This window comes from Microbispora sp. CL1-1 (assembly GCF_012034195.1).
Taxonomy (GTDB): Bacteria; Actinomycetota; Actinomycetes; order Streptosporangiales; family Streptosporangiaceae; genus Microbispora.
The window spans coordinates 41,768-58,964 of record NZ_JAATEK010000008.1 but is presented as its reverse complement, the minus strand read 5'-3'; the positions used below and the strand labels follow the sequence as shown (position 1 = coordinate 58,964).

Sequence of the window (17,197 nt, the reverse complement as noted above, 5' to 3'; positions counted from 1 at the left end):
CGGCCCGGCGTGCCGGGCTCAGCTCGCGACATTGGCGGGGCCGCCGACGAGGGACTCGACCTTGCGTTGGTAGGCGGCGGCCGCCTCGTCCACGCTCGTGCCCGACACGACCGCGGCCGTGGCCTCCTGCAGGGCGACCGACACCTGCGGGTAGACGGCCAGCGGCGGCCGGTACGCCGTGAGGGGCAGCACCTCGTCGGAGACGAACTTCAGCATCGGGTCGGCCCCCAGCACCGCGTCGTTCACGTCCGTGCGCGACGTGATCCGGGCGGCCCCGGCGAGCTGCGACGTGGTGGCCTCGGCCGAGTGCATGAACGACAGCAGTTCCCAGGCCAGCTTCGGGTTCTTCGCGTTGGGGTTGAGCACCCGTACGGCGCCGCCCGACATGCTGACGAAGTCCTGGCCCCGGATGCCGGCGCCGGGACGCTGGGCGGGGATCAGGGCGTAGCCGACGACCGAGTCGCGGTCCTTCATCGGGGCGACCCCGGCCTTGGGCTCGATGACCGACCGCCAGAAGTAGTCGCCCTCCGCCAGGATCGCGATCCTGCCCTCGGCGAACTGGGCGAACGACTTGTCCCGCCCGCGCGCCTCCTGCTGCAGCCTGGGGTCGCCGAGGCCGCCGGAGTAGACCTGCCGGTAGAAGCCGAGCACGTCCTTGAGCGCCCGGGAGGCGCCGGTCCACTTGCCGTCGGCGTAGATCTCCGCCCCCGCGCCCGCCAGCAGCGGCAGCGCGCCCTGCATGGTCGTCGCCTCGCCCATGGCGGTGCCCGCGTTGATCTGGATCGGGACGGGGACGCCTGCCTTCTTGAGCGCCGCGCCGGCGTCGAGGATCTCCTGCCAGCTCCGCGGCCGCCAGGGGTCGGGCAGGCCGGCCTTCCGGAACAGGGCCTTGTTGTAGAACAGCACCCGCCCGTCGGTGCCCTGCGGCAGGCCGTACCTCTTGCCCTCGAACGTGCCGAGGCCCTGCACGGCCTGCGGGATGCGGCTCCAGCCCTCCCAGGAGTCCGCCTCGGGACCGGCGACCTCGGCGAGCGGCTTGATGTACCCGGCCTGGGCGAACTCGCCCACCCAGATGCCGTCGAGGTCGATGACGTCGGCGCCCGCCCGCGACTTGAGGTCGAGGGCGATCTTGGTCTTGTACTGCTCGTCGTCCACGCCGCTCGGCTGGAACACCACACGGACGTCGCGGCCCTTGGCCTTCTGCGCGGCCTCGAACCGGGGGATGACCCACTCGGCCGTCCAGTCGGCGGTCTCGGCGTTCTTGCCGCCGGAGATCGAGTTGGAGGTGATGGTCAGGGTGACGCCCTCGCCCGCGGAGCCGCCGTCATCGCCGGAGCCGGTGCCGCAGGCGCCCAGGGTCAGCAGGGCCACCGCCGCCACCGCGAGTGCAGGTCTCATGATCGACCTCCCCGTAAGTCCTGATGTACGGACAAATCGACCCTCGCACGCGATTACCAACACGTAAAGAAACGGTTTGGTGAACGAGTAAGGGACGCGCGCCCGGCCTCTTGTGGGATGTCTGGTTCGCGCTGAGCTGATCGGGAAGAGTGCAACCAATGCTGAGACCTGAGTATGGTCGGGCGTAACAACGCACGCTTGGAGGGAGTCGCGTGGCATCTCAGCCAGCCTGGATGAACAGCCTCTTCACATATACGGGATCGTCGTCGTTCTCGGAGTTCCTAGGCGTGCACGCGCCGAACCTGCTGCCCGCCCGCAACGAGTCGCTGGCGGCGCCGGTGGGCGACGAGATCCCGCACGCGACCACCATCGTCGCGGCGACCTGCGCCGGCGGCGTGGTGATGGCGGGCGACAGGCGTGCGACCTCCGGGAACATCATCTCGCAGCGGGACATCGAGAAGGTGTTCCGCACAGACGACTACTCCTGCATGGGCATCGCGGGCACCGCCAGCACCGGCCTGGAGCTGGCCAGGCTCTACCGCGTCGAGCTGGAGCACTACGAGAAGACCGAAGGCCGCTCGTTGTCGACCGAGGGCAAGGCGCACCGCCTGGCCACCATGATCCGCGGGAACCTGCCCATGGCCATGCAGGGCCTCGTGGTCGTGCCGCTCTTCGCGGCGTACGACCCCGCCCGCGACGCCGGGCGGATCTTCAGCTACGACGTGGGCGGCGGGCCGTACGAGCAGAAGGAGTTCCACTCGATCGGCTCGGGTTCGATCTTCGCCCGGGGGTCGCTCAAGAAGCTCTACCGGGAGAACGCCAGCCCGCAGGACACGGTCCTGGCCTGCCTGCACGCCCTGTATGACGCCGCCGACGACGACTCGGCGACCGGCGGCCCCGACGTGATGCGGAAGATCTGGCCGGTCGTGGCCGTCATCACCGCGGACGGCTTCCGCCGTCTCCCGGACGACGAGGTCGCCGAGTTCGTGGAGTCCATGCTGGAGAGGCGGATGACCGCCCCCGAAGGCCCGATCGCGCCGCTGCGCTAACCCAAGAGAGGATCACCCCCGGTGTCCATCCCCTTCGGAGGATATGCCTCGCCCGAGCAGATCATGCGGGACAGGGCGGAGTATGCCCGCAAGGGCATCGCTCGCGGTCGCAGCGTGGTCGTGATGCAGTACGCCGACGGCATCCTGTTCGTGGCGCCCAACCCGTCCAAGGCCCTGCACAAGATCAGTGAGATCTACGACCGCATCGGCTTCGCCGCGGTGGGGCGCTACAACGAGTTCGAGTCGCTCCGCCTGGCGGGCATCCGCTACGCGGACATCAACGGCTACACGTTCAACCGCACCGACGTCACCGGCCGCGGCCTCGCGAACCTGTACGCCCAGCAGCTCGGCATGATCTTCACCGAGTCGATCAAGTCGTTCGAGGTGGAGATCGTCGTCGCGGAGGTCGGCGAGGCGCCCGAAGACGACCAGATCTACCGGATCACCTTCGACGGCTCCGTCTTCGACGAGCAGGGCATGGCCGTGATCGGCGGCCAGGCCGACTCCGTCGGAGGCCGCCTGAAGGAGCGCTACAGCGAGGGGCTGCCGCTGCCGCAGGCCCTCGACGCCGCGCTGGCCGCCCTGACCGAGCCGGGCGGCGAACGTCCCCCTGCGACCCAGATCGAGGTCGCCGTCCTCGACCGGAGCAGGGAGCACCGCAAGTTCCTGCGCCTGACCGGGCCCCGCCTGGAGAAGCTCCTGGAGGCCGCCAAGGAGAGCCAGGAGAGCGCGCAGCCCGCCGCCGAGGACCAGGCGGAGCAGGGCGGCGGCGAGCAGGCACAGGGCGAGCAGGCTCCCGACACCGCCCCGCCGATCGCCCCCGAGGGCGACATCGACACGGGCTCCGGCGAGTAGTCCCCACCTTCCGTCCGTACGGCCGCGGCGCCGCGCCCTGGGGGCGCGGCGCCGCCGTGTCATGGGACCACTCGGGCACTCCAGTTCGGGCACTCCAGTTCGGGCACCCCGGTTCAGCCACTTCGGGTCGGGCGGTGGGGGCCGGGCACTTCAGCTCAGGCGTGCCGGTTCGGGTGCTCGGGCCGGACAGTTCGGCCTGGGCACGCCGGTCCCGGCCTCCGGCTCGCCGAGGAGGCTCGGTCGCTCTGGGCCGGGCACCCGAGGGCGGGTGTCCCGGGTGCGCCGGGTCGGGCGTTTCGGCTCGGCCGAACCTTGACTTCGCTAGTCTCGTGCCGTTATGACGACTTTTGATCTCTTTCGGCGAGGAGCCGTTCCGGCCGTCGCCGTTACCCTCCTGTCGCTGACCGCGTGCTCCTCGGCCTCCGGCACCTCGGCCTCGCCCACCGTGACCGCCACCGTGACGGTGACGGCCCCGGCGTCGCCCGCGGAACCGTCCGCCGACCCGGCCGCCTCCGAGGCCCCGGCGGACGACACGCCCACCGACCCGGCGACGACCGCGCCGACGCGCAAGCCGGTCAAGGCCGGGCCGCCGATCACGGACAAGACGCCGGCCCCCTTCGGCGGGACCATCCAGTCGGATCCCGATCACGACTTCACCAAGGGGCTCAGCCCCAGCAGCGACGGTGTCGTACGCGGTCAGCTCGTGGCCATGCACGACGAGAACGTGGCGGAGTATCGCCCCATCAAGTTCGTGAAGGAGTACGGCGGCAGCACGACCGGCCACTTCGAGGGACCGCCGGAGGGCGACGTGACGGCCTTCGCCGCGCCGATCGCCGCCGGCGTCGTCTTCCTCAGCGCTGTCGGCTGCGACGGCAAGGACCAGACCATCGACGGCGACTACCTGGGCACCGAGCGCTGCTCCCGGGACAAGCTGGTGCTGCGGGCCGACAAGGGCGACCTGCGGGCGCTCATCACCGTCAAGGGCGGGCAGATCGTCAAGGTGACGGAGATCTACGCCGCCTGAGTCCTTCTTCTCGGCATTCCCCCGCCTGATCACTGTTCGGCCGCCGGTTTATGGGAATAGTGTGAGGTGATGGATCGACGCATATTCGGGCTGGAGAACGAGTACGGCGTCACCTGCACGTTCCGCGGGCAGCGGAGGCTGTCGCCGGACGAGGTGGCGCGGTACCTGTTCCGGCGAGTGGTGTCCTGGGGCCGATCGAGCAACGTATTCCTGCGCAACGGCGCACGTCTCTACCTGGACGTGGGCAGCCATCCCGAGTACGCCACCCCTGAATGCGACAACGTCGTGGAGCTGGTCACGCACGACAAGGCGGGGGAGCGGATCCTGGAGGGCCTCCTCGTGGACGCCGAGAAGCGGCTCCGCGAGGAAGGCATCGCGGGCGACATCTACCTGTTCAAGAACAACACCGACTCGGCCGGCAACTCATACGGCTGCCACGAGAACTACCTCGTGGGCCGGCACGGGGAGTTCGGGCGGCTGGCCGACGTCCTGATCCCTTATCTGGTGACGCGGCAGATCATCTGCGGTGCGGGCAAGGTGCTGCAGACGCCGCGCGGAGCCGTCTACTGCGTGTCCCAGCGGGCCGAGCACATCTGGGAGGGCGTCTCCTCGGCGACCACCCGGTCCCGGCCGATCATCAACACCCGTGACGAGCCGCACGCGGACGCCGAGCGGTTCCGCCGGCTGCACGTCATCGTGGGCGACTCGAACATGAGCGAGACCACGATGCTGCTCAAGGTCGGCGCCACCGACCTGGTGCTGCGCATGATCGAGGCCGGTGTGGTGATGCGCGACCTGTCCCTGGAGAACCCGATCAGGGCGATCCGGGAGGTGTCCCACGACATGACGGGCAGGCGCAGGGTGCGCCTGGCCAACGGCCGTGAGGCGTCGTCGCTGGAGATCCAGCAGGAATACCTGACCAAGGCGCAGGACTTCGTCGACAGGCGTGGTGGGGACGCCATCGCCAAGCGGGTGCTGGAGCTGTGGGAGCGCACGCTCCGGGCGGTCGACACGGGCGACCTCGACCTCGTCTCGCGCGAGATCGACTGGGTCACCAAATATCAGATGATTGAACGTTACAGACAGAAGTACGACCTTCCGCTGTCGTCGCCGCGTGTCGCGCAACTGGATCTCGCCTATCACGACGTCCACCGCAAGCGCGGGCTGTTCTATCTCCTGCAGAAGCGCGGGGCGGTCGAGAGGGTGGCCGACGACGTCCGCATCTTCGAGGCCAAGTCGGTTCCGCCGCAGACCACACGGGCCAAGCTGCGCGGAGAGTTCATCCGCAAGGCCCAGGAGAAGCGGCGCGACTTCACCGTCGACTGGGTCCACCTGAAGCTCAACGACCAGGCCCAGCGGACGGTGCTGTGCAAGGATCCGTTCCGCAGCGTGGACGAGCGAGTCGAGAAGCTCATCGCCGGCATGTGATCTCTTACACCGCTCTGACGGCGGGTTCGGGTAGCCTGGCCCGGACCCGCTGTCTGTTTGAGGAATCCCATATGCGCCGTCGTACGGCACTCGTCGCCGCCCTGCCCCTTTTGCTCGCCGCCGCCTGCGGCACCGCGCAGAAGAGCGCGTCCAGTGCGAGCCCCACCTCCAGTGGCCAGGCCGCCGCCTCGGCCATCAAGGTGACGGGAGAGGCCGGCAAGAAGCCCACCCTGACCTTCCCGGCGGGCAAGCCCTCGCTCACCTCCGCCTCCGTCAAGGTCATCGAGGGCCAGGGCACCCCGGCCAAGGACGGCGACGTCCTCACCGCCAACGTCACCGTCTACAACTGGGACGGCAAGGAGAACAAGGCGGCCGGGTCCGACTACGACCAGGGCAGGGCGGAGTTCGTGTCGGTCAGCCCGCAGCTGCCCAAGGCGCTGCACGAGGCGCTGGTCGGCGCCAAGCCGGGCGGCCGGGTCATGGCCGTCGTCGCCAAGGACAACCTGAGCCCGGAGCAGGTCGAGCAGGCCAAGCAGCAGGGCCAGGACTTCGACACGACGTCGCAGGTGCTCGTCATCGACGTGGTGTCGGCCGCGCTGAAGTCGGTCCAGGGCGCCGCCGTCGACCCCGGCGTCGACGGGGTGAAGCTGGAGAACCCCGGTGGCGACAAGGCGCCGACGCTGACCACCAAGACCACCGAGAAGGCGCCCAAGAAGCTGGTCGTCAAGACCGTCATCAAGGGCGGCGGCCCGGAGGTGAAGGCCGATCAGACGGTCCTCGCCCACTACGTCGGCAAGATCTGGGGCACCGACAAGCAGTTCGACTCCAGCTGGGAGCGGGGCCAGCCCGCGACGTTCGCCCTCAACCAGGTCGTCAAGGGCTGGGCGCAGGGCCTGACCGGCGTCCCGGTCGGCAGCCGCGTCCTGCTGACGATCCCGCCGGACCTCGGCTACGGCAAGGAGGGCAACGCGCAGGGCGGCATCAAGGGCACCGACACGCTCGTCTTCGTCGTGGACGTTCTCGGCGCGGCCTGACGGTCACCCGTACGGCAGGGGCCCCTTCCACCCGGGCGGTGGGAGGGGCCCTCGGCGTACGGGGGTCAGCTCAGGATCTGGTAGCCGTCGCCGTAGACCTTCCAGCGCAGCGGCGGGTCGAGGTCGAGGTTGCCGTTCTTGAGGAACACCCGCTGGGCGGTGTCGACCCGGCTGGTGTCGCTGTGCGCCTCCTCGGTCTTCATCGCGGCCTTGCGGGCGTCGAGGAACGCGTTGAGGTAGGCGACCTCGTCGCCGCCCTGCGCCGGGGTCCTGGCCTTCTTCATGGCCGTCTTGCGGATGCCGCCGAAGCTGACCGGATCGGAGCCGGGGCCGTGCATCACCATGGCGTCGTAGTAGGCGAACTGCCCGAGCGCGCGCAGGCCGTCGGCCTTGGCCTGGGTTACGGCGGGGTTGAAGTAGACCCGGTCGCGCTCGTCGTTCTGCGCCTGCTGGAACGCGGGGTCGGCGGCGGCGGCGCGCCAGTCCCTGGGGAAGTCCGGGTCCAGCCCCCGGTGCGAGTCGGTGCCGTTCACCTTCCGCAGTGCGGGCAGATACTTCGCCAGCACGTTACCGGGCTTGCGCGCGGTGTAGAGCTCGACCAGGTCGAGCATGTCGCCGGTGCCCGAGCAGAAGCCGATGATGCCGGCGGTGTAGCCACGCCCGTCGTCGATGTCCTCGATGTACTTGTACTGGGCCTTCCAGTCGAGGGTGGAGTTCTCCGCGCTGGAGACGAGCTCCATCGCGATCTCCTTCTTCTTCGGGTCGGTGAGGTCGACCGGCGCCGCCTTGACCGCCACCTTCACGTTCTCCCGGGCGGCGGCCGGACCGCCGCCGGTCGCGGCCGCCGCCGCGTTCGCGGGGAGCACGGCCGCTGCGGCCGCGAGCAGCACAGCCGCGCGCCGGGGAGTGAGCCGGGGAGTGCGCCTGATCAGCGGGTCTTTCACGTGCGTCGCTCCGTTCTCCGCCCGCGGCCGTGCGACGTGGCGGGAAGGGGCGCGGGCGGGGGTGAGCCCTCCGTGAGGGGGTCTAGTTAGGAAGGTTTCCTAATGAAAGCAGCGCCGTACGGCCGCGTCAACGGCCCGCCGTAGACTCCGCCTGTGACGAGCGACGACCTGGAGTCGATGAGCGTGCTCGGCGATCCCGTACGGCGGGCGCTGTATCGGTTCGTGGCCGAGCAGGGGCGTGACGTGGGCCGAAACGAGGCGGCCGAGGCGACCGGAGTCCAGCGCACGCTGGCGGCCCACCATCTGGACAAACTGGTCGACGCGGGGTTGCTCGAGGCGGGCTTCCGGCGGCTCAGCGGCAAGGCCGGCCCCGGCGGCGGACGCCCCGCGAAGGTCTACCGGCGGGTGCGCGAGGAGCGGACCGTGAGCCTGCCGCCCCGCGACTATCGCACGCTCGCGCTCGTGCTGGCGGAGACCGTCGACCTGCTGGGCGGCGAGGAGAAGGCCGAGGAGGCCGCCCGCCGGACCGGGGAGCGGCTGGCCGCCGGTGAGGCGGGCGGCGACCTCGTCGAGATGCTGCGTGCGCGCGGCTACGAGCCGTACGAGGAGGACGGGCGGGTGCGGCTGCGCAACTGCCCCTTCCATGTGCTGGCCGACACTCATCCGCTGCTCGTGTGCTCGATGAACCTCGCGCTCTGCGAGGGGATGCTGGCCGGTCTGGGCGAGACCGGGGTCGTCGCGGCGCTCGACCCGAGACCGGAGGAGTGCTGCGTGGTCTTCGGGCCTTCTAAAAACAACGTAGATTGACATAGAATCGCGGCATGCATCTCGCCCAGCTCAACGTCGCCCATCTCAGGGAACCCCTCGACTCACCCGCACTGGCGAGCTTCCTCGCCGCCCTGGCGCCGATCTACGAGGTGTCGGACGACGCGCCCGGCTTCGTCTGGCGCATGAAGGAGGGCGACGAGCCCACCGACCTGATCCAGCACGACTACGGGCCGATGCTGGTCGTGAACGTCTCGGTCTGGGAGTCCCGCGAGACGTTGTGGAACTTCGTCTATCGCAGTGCCCACCTGGAGGTGATGCGGCGCCGCCGGCAGTGGTTCCTCCGGATGGCCGAGCCATACACGGTGATGTGGTGGGTGCCCGAGGGCCACCGGCCGCCGCTCGACGAGGCCGTCGCGCGCCTGGAGCTGCTCCGGGCCCAGGGGCCGGGCCCGGAGGCGTTCACGTTCAAGGACTTCTACGACAGCAGCGACGCCGCGTGCCTCCCGGCGGCGGCGGAGGTCACGAAGTAGGCCAGGTCCTCCTCCAGGCCGCGGCCCATGGTGGACAGCCGCACCGGGGACGCCTTGAGCGCCTCGCGCAGGCCGTCCACCGGCACGGTCACGATCTCGTGGCGGGTGGCCAGGGCCGCGGCCTGCTCGCGCACCGCCGCCCCGAACTCGCCGGGCAGATCCGGCACGACCACCTGGGCCGGGGCCAGCGCGACCCGGCCGTACGCCGTGAGGGAGTGGTGCGACACCCCGACGTGCCGCTCGCGGCGGTCTCCCTCGCTGACCCGCAGCGCGGCCACGGGCCGCCCGGCCAGCACGGCGGCGGCGTTGACCGCCTCGCCCGCGGCGACGCCGGAAAATCCCCAGCGGGTGCCGGTGCCGAGGTTGCCCGGCCCCTGGGCGACTACGGCGACGTCGGCCCCGAGCACGTGGCGGGCGGCCAGCAGGCCGGTGTGCAGGGTGACCGCCTCCACGTCGCCGCCGAAGGACTGGCCGGTCGTCACGACCCCGCACAGCCAGTCACGCTCGCGCAGCGTCGCGCACGACATCGAGAACCAGGCAGGCAGCGCCCCGCCGTCCTGCATCACGTACGCCACCCTGATCCCGGGGGCGTCCGCGTAGAGGCCGCACAGGATCGCGGGCAGGGCGGAGTGCAGGTCGGCGACGACCACGGGCATGCCGTCGACCGAGTCGGCCTCCCGCAGCGCCTCGTGGTGCGGGGACCCCTGCTCGTCCGCGCCGAGCACCGTGGCCTGCAACGGCGTGTAGCGTGCCTTCACCAGGTGGCCCGGGCCCGAAGGATCTTGCGGCAAACGGTCCGGGACGGCCACCACCATGGCGTACCCTCCCGTACCGAGACCCATGGCGAGGGCGGTCGTGTTGAGCAGCACGGTGTCGCCCACCTCAGGGCGTCCCACCAGCGGGGGATAGGCGAGCGCCCGGCACTCGCCCTCGGCGACGGCGACGTCGAGCTCCACCGCCCCCGGCCACTCGCGCCGGACCCGCACCACTTCGCCCTTGCGCCATCTGATCACGCCGAAAAGGGTAGCGTTCTCCATCGGAAGGGAGGCCCGATGTCGCGGCGGAAGACCGAGCGGCTGCTCAATCTGGTTATCTGCCTGCTCGCGACGCGGCGGCCGCTGAGCGCGGAGCAGATCCGGCAGGCCGTCCCCGGTTACGACCCGGACAACGACGAGGCCTTCCAGCGCATGTTCGAGCGCGACAAGAACGAGCTGCGCGAGATCGGCATCCCCATCGAGGTCCACAAGGACCCCTGGGAGGACGACCCCGGCTACCGGATCGTGCGCGAGGCGTACGAGCTGCCCGAGATCACGCTGGAGCCCGACGAGGCCGCCGTCATCGGCCTGGCCGCGCAGGTGTGGCAGCGGGCCAGCCTCGCCGAGGCGGCCAGCGGGGCGCTGCTGAAGCTGACCGCGGGCGGCGTGCACGCCGACCTCGCGGAGAGCCCGCTGGAGCTGCGGGTGGACACCCGCGACCCCGCGTTCCCCGCGCTGTGGGAGGCCGTACGCGACCGGCGCGCGGTCGCCTTCGACTACCGGTCGGCCGGCAGCGAGTCGGTGCTGCGGCGCACGGTCGAGCCGTGGGGGGTCGTCAGCAGGCGCGGCCGGTGGTATCTGGTCGGGCACGACCGCGACCGCGGCGCCGCCCGGGTCTTCCGGCTCAGCCGGATCGCCGGGGCCGTGTCCACGCTCGGGCGGCCGGGGGCGTTCACCGTGCCCGAGGGGCTGGACCTGCGGGCCATGGTGGGCTTCCAGGAGCTGCCGAACGAGCGGGTCGCCCTGGTGCGCGTGCGCAAGGGCACCTGCCTCGGCCTGCGGCACGCCGCCCAGGCGGTGCGTCCCGGGCCGGACGAGTGGGACGAGGCCGAGGTGACCTTCGCCGACGCGGAACGGCTCGCCGGGTGGCTGGCCAGCCTCGGCCCGGACGCCGTCGTGCTCGACCCGCCGGACGCGCGCGACGCCGTGATCCGCCGTCTGAAGGGGGCGTTGCAGTGAGCTCTGACCGGCTGCCGCGGCTGCTCGCGCTCGTGCCGTACCTCATGTCGCACCCGGGCGCGCAGGTGCCCGAGGTGGCGCGGCTGTTCGGCCTGTCGGAAAAGCAGCTCATCGACGACCTCCAGCTCGTCTGGATGTGCGGCCTGCCCGGCCACACGCCCGGCGACCTGATCGACGTCTCGTGGGACGGCGGCGAGATCCTCATCGACAACGCCGAGGCGATCGCCCGGCCGCTCAAGCTCGGCCTCGACGAGGCGAGCGCGCTGCTCGTCGCGCTGCGCATGCTCGACGAGCTGCCCGAGTTCCAGGGTCGCGACGTGCTCGGCCGGGTCATCGCCAAGCTGGAGCAGGCGGCGGGCGAGGGCGCGGCCACGGTGAGCAGCCAGGTCCAGGTGGAGATCGGCGCGGCGCCGGACGCCCACGCCGTCATCACCGACGCCGCGCGCCGGGGCCGCAGGCTGTCGCTGCGCTACTACGTGCCGGGGCGCGACGAGATCACCCCCAGGGAGGTCGACCCGCTGCGGGTCGTGCTCGTGGACGGGCGGCACTACCTGGAGGGCTGGTGCTACCGCGCCGAGGCGATGCGCATGTTCCGCCTCGACCGGATCGTCGAGGTCGAGGTCCTCGACGTGCCGGCCGATCCGCCGGCCGAGGCCGAGCCGATGGACGTCACCCAGGGCGTGTTCCGGCCGTCGGACGGCGACGAGCTGGTGGAGCTGGAGCTGACCCCGGCGGGCCGCTGGGTGGCGGAGTACTACCCCTGCGAGGAGGTCGCCGAGCTCGGGGAGGGCCGCCTGCGCGTCTCCCTGCGGGCCCGCGACCAGTCCTGGCTCGTACGGCTCGCGCTCCGGCTGGGCGACAGCGGCCGGGTGCTGTCGCCGGCGTCCCTCGCCGAGCGGGTCACGGCCACCGCCAAGCAGGCGCTGGCCAACTACGAGACCGTGTGACCGGGGCGGGTGACATGGCCGTGCTCTTCGCCCTGGCGGCGGTGACCGTGGCGGGGCTCGCCGTCCTCGCGTGGCCGGCCGTCCGGGTGCTCGCCGCGGCGCGGGACCTGCAGACCGAGGTCCGCCGGGCCAGGGGCCGACTTGGAATGCCCGAATAGTGGGCTTTGCCCGCGATTGATGTGATTTTGAGGCTCGTGGACAGGTGAACTTTGGCGTGCGGGGCGCGTACGATCGGGAGGTAGTACACGGCCCTCGCGGTAAGGACACGACATGCCCAACCTCGGACCCATGGAATGGATCCTGATCCTCCTGGTTCTGATCCTTCTCTTCGGCGCCAAGAAGCTCCCGGACACCGCGAAGGCCCTGGGGCAGTCGCTGCGCATGTTCAAGAAGGAAACCAGCAAGATGAGCGACGAGGACGAGGCGCGGCAGACGGTGCAGGCGCAGGCCGAGCCGGTCGCTCCGCAGGCGGCGCAGATCCCGCCCGGCACCCCGTCCATCGAGGAGCGGCTGCGCCTCCTGGAGGAGGAGAACCGGAGGCTGCGTGAGAGTCAGCAGCCCGTGAGCTCGCAGAACGAGCAGCGCTCCAACTAGGCGCCGCATCCCCACCGATCTCAGGACGAGCTAGATGGCCCTGTTGAAACGCTCGACTCCCGCCACGGCGGACGACGGGCGGATGACGCTCATGGAGCACATCCGCGAGCTGCGCAACCGGCTGATCAAGGCCATTCTGGCGGTGGCCGTCGGGACCGCCGTCGGGTTCATCTACTTCGAGCCCATCTGGAACTTCCTCAAGCAGCCCTACTGCCGGCTGCCGCAGGCCCACCAGCTCAACGGCGACAAGTGCACGCTGGTGGTCAACGGGGTCTTCGACTCGTTCTTCGTCAACCTCAAGGTCGCCATCATCTTCGGTGTGGTGGTCTCGGCGGTGTTCTGGATCTACCAGATCTGGGCGTTCGTGACCCCCGGCCTCTACCAGAACGAGCGCCGCTACACCATGGCGTTCCTCGGGCTGTCCGTCCCGCTGTTCACCGCCGGCTCGGCCCTGGCCTACGTCACGATGGACAAGGGCCTGTCGCTGCTGCTGAGCTTCGCCCCCGAGGGCACGCTGACGCTGGTGAGCATCAACGAGTACCTCAGCTTCGCGCTCGCGATGCTGATCATCTTCGGCGCCTCCTTCCTGTTGCCGTTGCTGCTCGTGTTCCTCAACGTCATCGGGGTGCTCCGGTTCAAGACGGTGTCCAAGCACACCCGCATGGTCGTCTTCCTGATGTTCGTCTTCGCGGCCGTCGCGACGCCGAGCCAGGATCCCGTCACCATGCTGGCCCTGGCGCTCCCCATGGTCGCGCTGTTCTTCATCGCGGAGGCGTTCATGTACTTCCACGACAAGAAGCGCGACGCCGCCGACGCGGCGCACGCACGGGCCATCGAGGAGGAGCTCGACGGGCCGTCCGCCTCCGAGGGCACGGCGGACTCGGTCGATCTGAGGGACTGACCGAATATCCCTCTGGTGCCGTCCGGTGGGCGGCGGTAGGTTCCCCATGTGGCCGATGAGATCACCGTCCTGGTGAACCCCGCCGCCCGCGGCGGCCGTACCCTGCGCCTGCTCGACCCCGTTTTACAGCGGTTGCGGGCGGGTGGCCGCCCGGTCTCGGTTATCGTCGGGACCTCGGCGGCGGATGCCCTGGAGCGGGCCCGCGAGGCCGTCGCCGCCGCACCGGCCGCGCTCGTCGCCTTCGGCGGCGACGGACTGGTCCACCTCGCCGTGCAGGCCGTCGCCGGGACGGCAGTGCCGCTCGGAATCGTGCCCGCCGGGACCGGCAACGACATCGCCGGCGCCCTCGGCATCCCGCGCAAGGACCCGCTCGCCGCCGCCGACGTCGTGACCGCGGGCGGCCTCCGGACGATCGACGCGGCCAGGCTGGGCACCGGCGAGTGGTTCGCGGGGGTCCTCGCCTGCGGGTTCGACTCCCGTGTCAACGAGCGGGCCAACGCCATGACGTGGCCGCCCGGCATGGCGAAATATCTGGTCGCGCTCGCGCGCGAGCTGCGCTCGTTCACCCCGATCCCGTTCCGGATCACCCTCGACGGGCAGGTCGTCGAGCGCGAGGCGATGCTCGTGGCGGTGGCCAACACCCGGTCGTACGGCGCCGGGATGCGGGTGTGCCCGGACGCCCGGCCCGACGACGGCCTGCTCGACGTGCTCGTGCTCGGGGCGATGCCGAAGGGCGAGTTCCTGCGCACCTTTCCCCGCGTCTATCGGGGCGGCCATACGGCCCACCCCGCCGTGACCCTGCGACGCGCCCGGCGGGTCGAGATCGAGGCCCCGCACGGGGACGTCGTGGCGTACGCCGACGGCGAGCGGGCCGGGCCGGTCCCGCTGACCTGCACGATCGAGCCGGGAGCGCTGCGCGTGCTCGTTCCGTGAGCTTCGGCGTGAACGCGTTCGCTGAGAAGGAACACTGATCACGGACGCCCGGAATCCCGTTATCGGTAGGGTTGACGGTATGAGTACGCCAGCGGAACGCTATGCCGCCTTCCGTGAGAGGCAGTCCGGATCCGGACCCGCTCTCGCCTCGTTCCGCGCACTTTACGACTTCGAGCTCGACGAGTTCCAGATCGACGCCTGCCAGGCGCTGGAGGCGGGGGACGGCGTGCTGGTGGCGGCGCCGACCGGGTCGGGCAAGACGGTGGTGGGGGAGTTCGCCGTCCACCTGGCGCTGGAGCAGGGCCGCAAGTGCTTCTACACGACGCCGATCAAGGCGTTGTCCAACCAGAAGTACAACGACCTGGTCAGGCGGTACGGCGCGGGCAAGGTCGGCCTGCTGACCGGCGACAACAGCGTCAACGGCGAGGCCCCGATCGTGGTCATGACCACCGAGGTTCTGCGCAACATGCTGTACGCGGGGTCGAACACCCTCACCGGCCTCGGCTATGTGGTCATGGACGAGGTCCACTACCTGGCCGACCGGTTCCGCGGGGCGGTCTGGGAAGAGGTCATCATCCACCTGCCGGAGTCGGTGCGGGTGGTGGCCCTGTCGGCCACGGTGAGCAACGCCGAGGAGTTCGGCGAGTGGCTGGGCGAGGTGCGGGGCGACACCACGGTCATCGTGGACGAGCACCGGCCCGTCCCGCTGTGGCAGCACATGCTCGTCGGCAACAAGATGTTCGACCTGTTCGTCGACGAAGGCGACGGCACGCTGCGGGTCAACCCGTCGCTCATGCGGATCTCCCGCGACGAGATGCGGCTGGCCCAGGCCAGGGGCAGGCGGGGCTACTCGCGGCCCGGCCGGGGCACGACCCCGAGCCGGTCGGACGTGATCGAGAAGCTCGACGCCGAGGGCCTGCTGCCGGCGATCACCTTCATCTTCTCCAGGAACGGCTGCGACGCCGCCGTCATGCAGTGCCTCTACTCGGGGCTGCGCCTCACCACGGAGGCCGAGAGCCACGAGATCCGCCAGATCGTCGACGACCGCACCGCGCACCTGCCGGACGAGGACCTCGCGGTGCTCGGCTACCTGGAGTGGCGCGACTGCCTGGAGCGCGGGCTGGCCGCCCACCACGCGGGCATGCTCCCGGCGTTCAAGGAGGTCGTGGAGGAGCTGTTCACCAAGGGACTGGTGAAGGCGGTCTTCGCGACCGAGACGCTGGCGCTCGGCATCAACATGCCGGCCAGGTCCGTGGTGATCGAGAAGCTCGACAAGTGGAACGGCGAGACCCACGCCGACCTGACCCCGGGGGAGTACACCCAGCTCACCGGCCGGGCCGGGCGGCGCGGCATCGACATCGAGGGCCACGCGGTCGTGGTCTGGCAGCCGGGGATGGACCCGCTCGCGGTCGCCGGTCTCGCCGGCACCCGCACCTATCCGCTGCGCTCCAGCTTCAAGCCGTCGTACAACATGGCGGTCAACCTCGTCGGGCAGGTCGGCCGGGAGCGGGCGCGGACCCTGCTGGAGGACTCCTTCGCCCAGTTCCAGGCCGACCGGGCCGTGGTCGGGCTGGCCCGCCAGCTCCGCAAGGCGGAGCAGGCCCTCGAGGGCTACGCCGAGGCCATGACGTGTCATCTGGGCGACTTCGAGGAGTACGCCGCGATGCGCAGGCGGCTGTCGGACCGCGAGGCCGAGCTGTCGCGCCAGCGGGGCGCGGCCCGCCGGGCCCAGGCCGTGCAGTCCCTGGAGGTGCTCAGGCCCGGCGACGTCATCCGGGTGCCGGGCGGGCGCCGCGCCGGCATCGCGGTCGTGCTCGACCCCGGCGTCAACGGCCGGGGACACGACGGCCCCTCGCCGCTCGTGCTGACGATCGGCAAGCAGGTCAAGCGCCTGTCGGCGGCGGACTTCCCGGTGCCGGTCGAGCCGGTCGACAAGATCAGGATCCCGAAGGGCTTCAATCCCCGCTCGCCGAAGGAGCGGGCCAACCTCGTCTCGACCGTGCACGCGAAGCTGGGCGACCGCGACCTCGGCAAGCCGCCGCGGGCGCGCGACCACGCCCAGGAGGACGAGGAGGTCACGCGCCTGCGGCGGGAGCTGCGCCAGCACCCCTGCCACGGCTGCGACGAGCGTGAGGACCACGCCCGCTGGGCCGAGCGCTACTACAAGCTGCTCAGGGAGACCGAGGGGCTGCGCCGCCGGGTCGAGGGGCGTTCGCACGTCATCGCCCGCACCTTCGACCGGGTGTGCGGCGTGCTCGACCAGCTCGGCTACCTGGAGGGCGAGACCGTCACCGAGCAGGGCCGCAGGCTCGCCTCGCTCTACACCGAGCTCGACCTGCTCACGGCCGAGTGCCTGCGGGCGGGCGTGTGGAACCGCCTCGACCCCGCCGAGCTGGCCGCGTGCGTGTCGTCGCTGGTGTACGAGTCGCGGCAGGCCGACGACGTCCGCAGCCCCAAGATCCCGGCCGGGGCCGCGCGCGACGCGCTCACCGAGATGGTGCGGCTGTGGGGCGAGCTGGAGGGCATCGAGGAGGACCACGGCCTGTCGTTCGTCCGCGAGCCCGACGTGGGCTTCGCCTGGGCGGCCTTCCGCTGGGCCAAGGGCCACAGCCTCGACGCCGTGCTGACCGACTGCGAGCTCGCGGCGGGCGACTTCGTCCGCTGGATCAAGCAGTTGCTCGACCTGCTCGGCCAGCTCAGGGACGCCGCGCCGAAGGGGAGCAAGGTCGCCGAGAACGCCGTCAAGGCCATCGACGCCATGCGCCGGGGTGTCGTCGCCTACTCGTCGGTGAGCTGAC

At 70.8% G+C, this 17,197-nt stretch carries 17 protein-coding genes; 14 read left to right on the top strand and 3 right to left on the bottom strand.

From position 1 onward, the window contains the following. Window positions 1-18: 18 nt before the first annotated feature. Complete coding sequence (locus tag HCK04_RS12530) at window positions 19-1,398, bottom strand: extracellular solute-binding protein (protein ID WP_142647347.1); 1,380 nt, start codon at window positions 1,396-1,398, stop codon at window positions 19-21. Between the two features lie 233 nt (window positions 1,399-1,631). On the opposite strand from HCK04_RS12530, the gene prcB reads away from it, so the two are divergent. From prcB to HCK04_RS12505, 5 genes are all read left to right on the top strand, one after another. Further along, the gene (gene prcB / locus HCK04_RS12525; protein WP_142647491.1) at window positions 1,632-2,447 is read left to right on the top strand and encodes a proteasome subunit beta; all 816 of its coding nucleotides are present in this window, start codon (window positions 1,632-1,634) and stop codon (window positions 2,445-2,447) included. Between the two features lie 21 nt (window positions 2,448-2,468). Next, the gene (gene prcA, locus HCK04_RS12520; protein WP_185948964.1) at window positions 2,469-3,302 is read left to right on the top strand and encodes a proteasome subunit alpha; all 834 of its coding nucleotides are present in this window, start codon (window positions 2,469-2,471) and stop codon (window positions 3,300-3,302) included. A 337-nt stretch (window positions 3,303-3,639) separates the two neighbouring features. Beyond that, a complete protein-coding gene (locus HCK04_RS12515; RefSeq protein ID WP_147942523.1) occupies window positions 3,640-4,326 on the top strand; it encodes a hypothetical protein in 687 nt (228 codons plus the stop codon). A 69-nt stretch (window positions 4,327-4,395) separates the two neighbouring features. Further along, entirely contained in the window at window positions 4,396-5,754 is a 1,359-nt protein-coding gene (gene pafA, locus HCK04_RS12510) for a Pup--protein ligase (RefSeq protein WP_030507137.1), read from the top strand. 71 nt (window positions 5,755-5,825) lie between these two features. Then, window positions 5,826-6,788 (top strand): FKBP-type peptidyl-prolyl cis-trans isomerase, encoded by a 963-nt coding sequence (locus HCK04_RS12505; RefSeq protein WP_142647346.1) that lies wholly within the window; start codon window positions 5,826-5,828, stop codon window positions 6,786-6,788. 65 nt (window positions 6,789-6,853) lie between these two features. Here the strand turns inward: HCK04_RS12505 and HCK04_RS12500 are convergent, their stop codons facing one another. Beyond that, window positions 6,854-7,732 carry a chitosanase gene (locus tag HCK04_RS12500; protein WP_312845734.1) on the bottom strand — a complete coding sequence of 293 codons (879 nt, stop codon included), beginning with the start codon at window positions 7,730-7,732 and terminating at the stop codon, window positions 6,854-6,856. A 153-nt stretch (window positions 7,733-7,885) separates the two neighbouring features. Here HCK04_RS12500 and HCK04_RS12495 point away from each other — a divergent pair, with 153 nt between their 5' ends. Together HCK04_RS12495 and HCK04_RS12490 are read left to right on the top strand one after the other, a co-directional pair. Continuing rightward, window positions 7,886-8,539, top strand: coding sequence for a transcriptional regulator (locus HCK04_RS12495; RefSeq protein ID WP_260617223.1), 654 nt, complete (start codon window positions 7,886-7,888; stop codon window positions 8,537-8,539). 14 nt (window positions 8,540-8,553) lie between these two features. After that, on the top strand, window positions 8,554-9,030 hold the full coding sequence (locus HCK04_RS12490; protein ID WP_142647345.1) for a DUF3291 domain-containing protein: 477 nt from the start codon (window positions 8,554-8,556) through the stop codon (window positions 9,028-9,030). On the opposite strand, the gene HCK04_RS12485 is transcribed toward HCK04_RS12490, so the two are convergent. Next, complete coding sequence (locus HCK04_RS12485) at window positions 8,976-10,043, bottom strand: DUF3866 family protein (RefSeq protein WP_142647344.1); 1,068 nt, start codon at window positions 10,041-10,043, stop codon at window positions 8,976-8,978. The two genes, HCK04_RS12490 and HCK04_RS12485, sit on opposite strands and share 55 nt — an antisense overlap. A 39-nt stretch (window positions 10,044-10,082) precedes the next feature. Here HCK04_RS12485 and HCK04_RS12480 point away from each other — a divergent pair, with 39 nt between their 5' ends. The 7 genes from HCK04_RS12480 to HCK04_RS12450 all read left to right on the top strand — a co-directional run bounded on the left by HCK04_RS12480 (window position 10,083) and on the right by HCK04_RS12450 (window position 17,196). Next, window positions 10,083-11,024 carry a YafY family protein gene (locus HCK04_RS12480; protein WP_142647343.1) on the top strand — a complete coding sequence of 314 codons (942 nt, stop codon included), beginning with the start codon at window positions 10,083-10,085 and terminating at the stop codon, window positions 11,022-11,024. After that, window positions 11,021-11,971 carry a WYL domain-containing protein gene (locus tag HCK04_RS12475; RefSeq protein WP_260617222.1) on the top strand — a complete coding sequence of 317 codons (951 nt, stop codon included), beginning with the start codon at window positions 11,021-11,023 and terminating at the stop codon, window positions 11,969-11,971. Before HCK04_RS12480 ends, HCK04_RS12475 begins: the two co-directional genes overlap by 4 nt. Further along, window positions 11,968-12,129 carry a hypothetical protein gene (locus tag HCK04_RS12470; RefSeq protein WP_168065872.1) on the top strand — a complete coding sequence of 54 codons (162 nt, stop codon included), beginning with the start codon at window positions 11,968-11,970 and terminating at the stop codon, window positions 12,127-12,129. The genes HCK04_RS12475 and HCK04_RS12470 overlap by 4 nt, the downstream gene beginning before the upstream one ends. Before the next feature lie 112 nt (window positions 12,130-12,241). Then, window positions 12,242-12,565, top strand: coding sequence for a Sec-independent protein translocase subunit TatA (gene tatA / locus HCK04_RS12465; RefSeq protein ID WP_142647342.1), 324 nt, complete (start codon window positions 12,242-12,244; stop codon window positions 12,563-12,565). Window positions 12,566-12,599: 34 nt separating this feature from the next. Then, window positions 12,600-13,466, top strand: coding sequence for a twin-arginine translocase subunit TatC (gene tatC / locus HCK04_RS12460; protein WP_142647341.1), 867 nt, complete (start codon window positions 12,600-12,602; stop codon window positions 13,464-13,466). Between the two features lie 48 nt (window positions 13,467-13,514). Continuing rightward, complete coding sequence (locus HCK04_RS12455; RefSeq protein ID WP_142647340.1) at window positions 13,515-14,399, top strand: YegS/Rv2252/BmrU family lipid kinase; 885 nt, start codon at window positions 13,515-13,517, stop codon at window positions 14,397-14,399. A 79-nt stretch (window positions 14,400-14,478) separates the two neighbouring features. Beyond that, entirely contained in the window at window positions 14,479-17,196 is a 2,718-nt protein-coding gene (locus tag HCK04_RS12450) for a DEAD/DEAH box helicase (RefSeq protein WP_142647339.1), read from the top strand. Window position 17,197: the final 1 nt, after the last annotated feature.

Coding starts and splice junctions, on each gene's coding strand:
- tatA (WP_142647342.1), top strand. CDS start 12,242: ATGCCCAACCTCGGACCCATGGAATGGATCCTGATCCTCCTGGTTCTG.
- HCK04_RS12490 (WP_142647345.1), top strand. CDS start 8,554: ATGCATCTCGCCCAGCTCAACGTCGCCCATCTCAGGGAACCCCTCGAC.
- tatC (WP_142647341.1), top strand. CDS start 12,600: ATGGCCCTGTTGAAACGCTCGACTCCCGCCACGGCGGACGACGGGCGG.
- HCK04_RS12505 (WP_142647346.1), top strand. CDS start 5,826: ATGCGCCGTCGTACGGCACTCGTCGCCGCCCTGCCCCTTTTGCTCGCC.
- HCK04_RS12530 (WP_142647347.1), bottom strand. CDS start 1,398: ATGAGACCTGCACTCGCGGTGGCGGCGGTGGCCCTGCTGACCCTGGGC.
- HCK04_RS12480 (WP_142647343.1), top strand. CDS start 10,083: ATGTCGCGGCGGAAGACCGAGCGGCTGCTCAATCTGGTTATCTGCCTG.
- HCK04_RS12515 (WP_147942523.1), top strand. CDS start 3,640: ATGACGACTTTTGATCTCTTTCGGCGAGGAGCCGTTCCGGCCGTCGCC.
- HCK04_RS12450 (WP_142647339.1), top strand. CDS start 14,479: ATGAGTACGCCAGCGGAACGCTATGCCGCCTTCCGTGAGAGGCAGTCC.
- pafA (WP_030507137.1), top strand. CDS start 4,396: ATGGATCGACGCATATTCGGGCTGGAGAACGAGTACGGCGTCACCTGC.
- prcB (WP_142647491.1), top strand. CDS start 1,632: ATGAACAGCCTCTTCACATATACGGGATCGTCGTCGTTCTCGGAGTTC.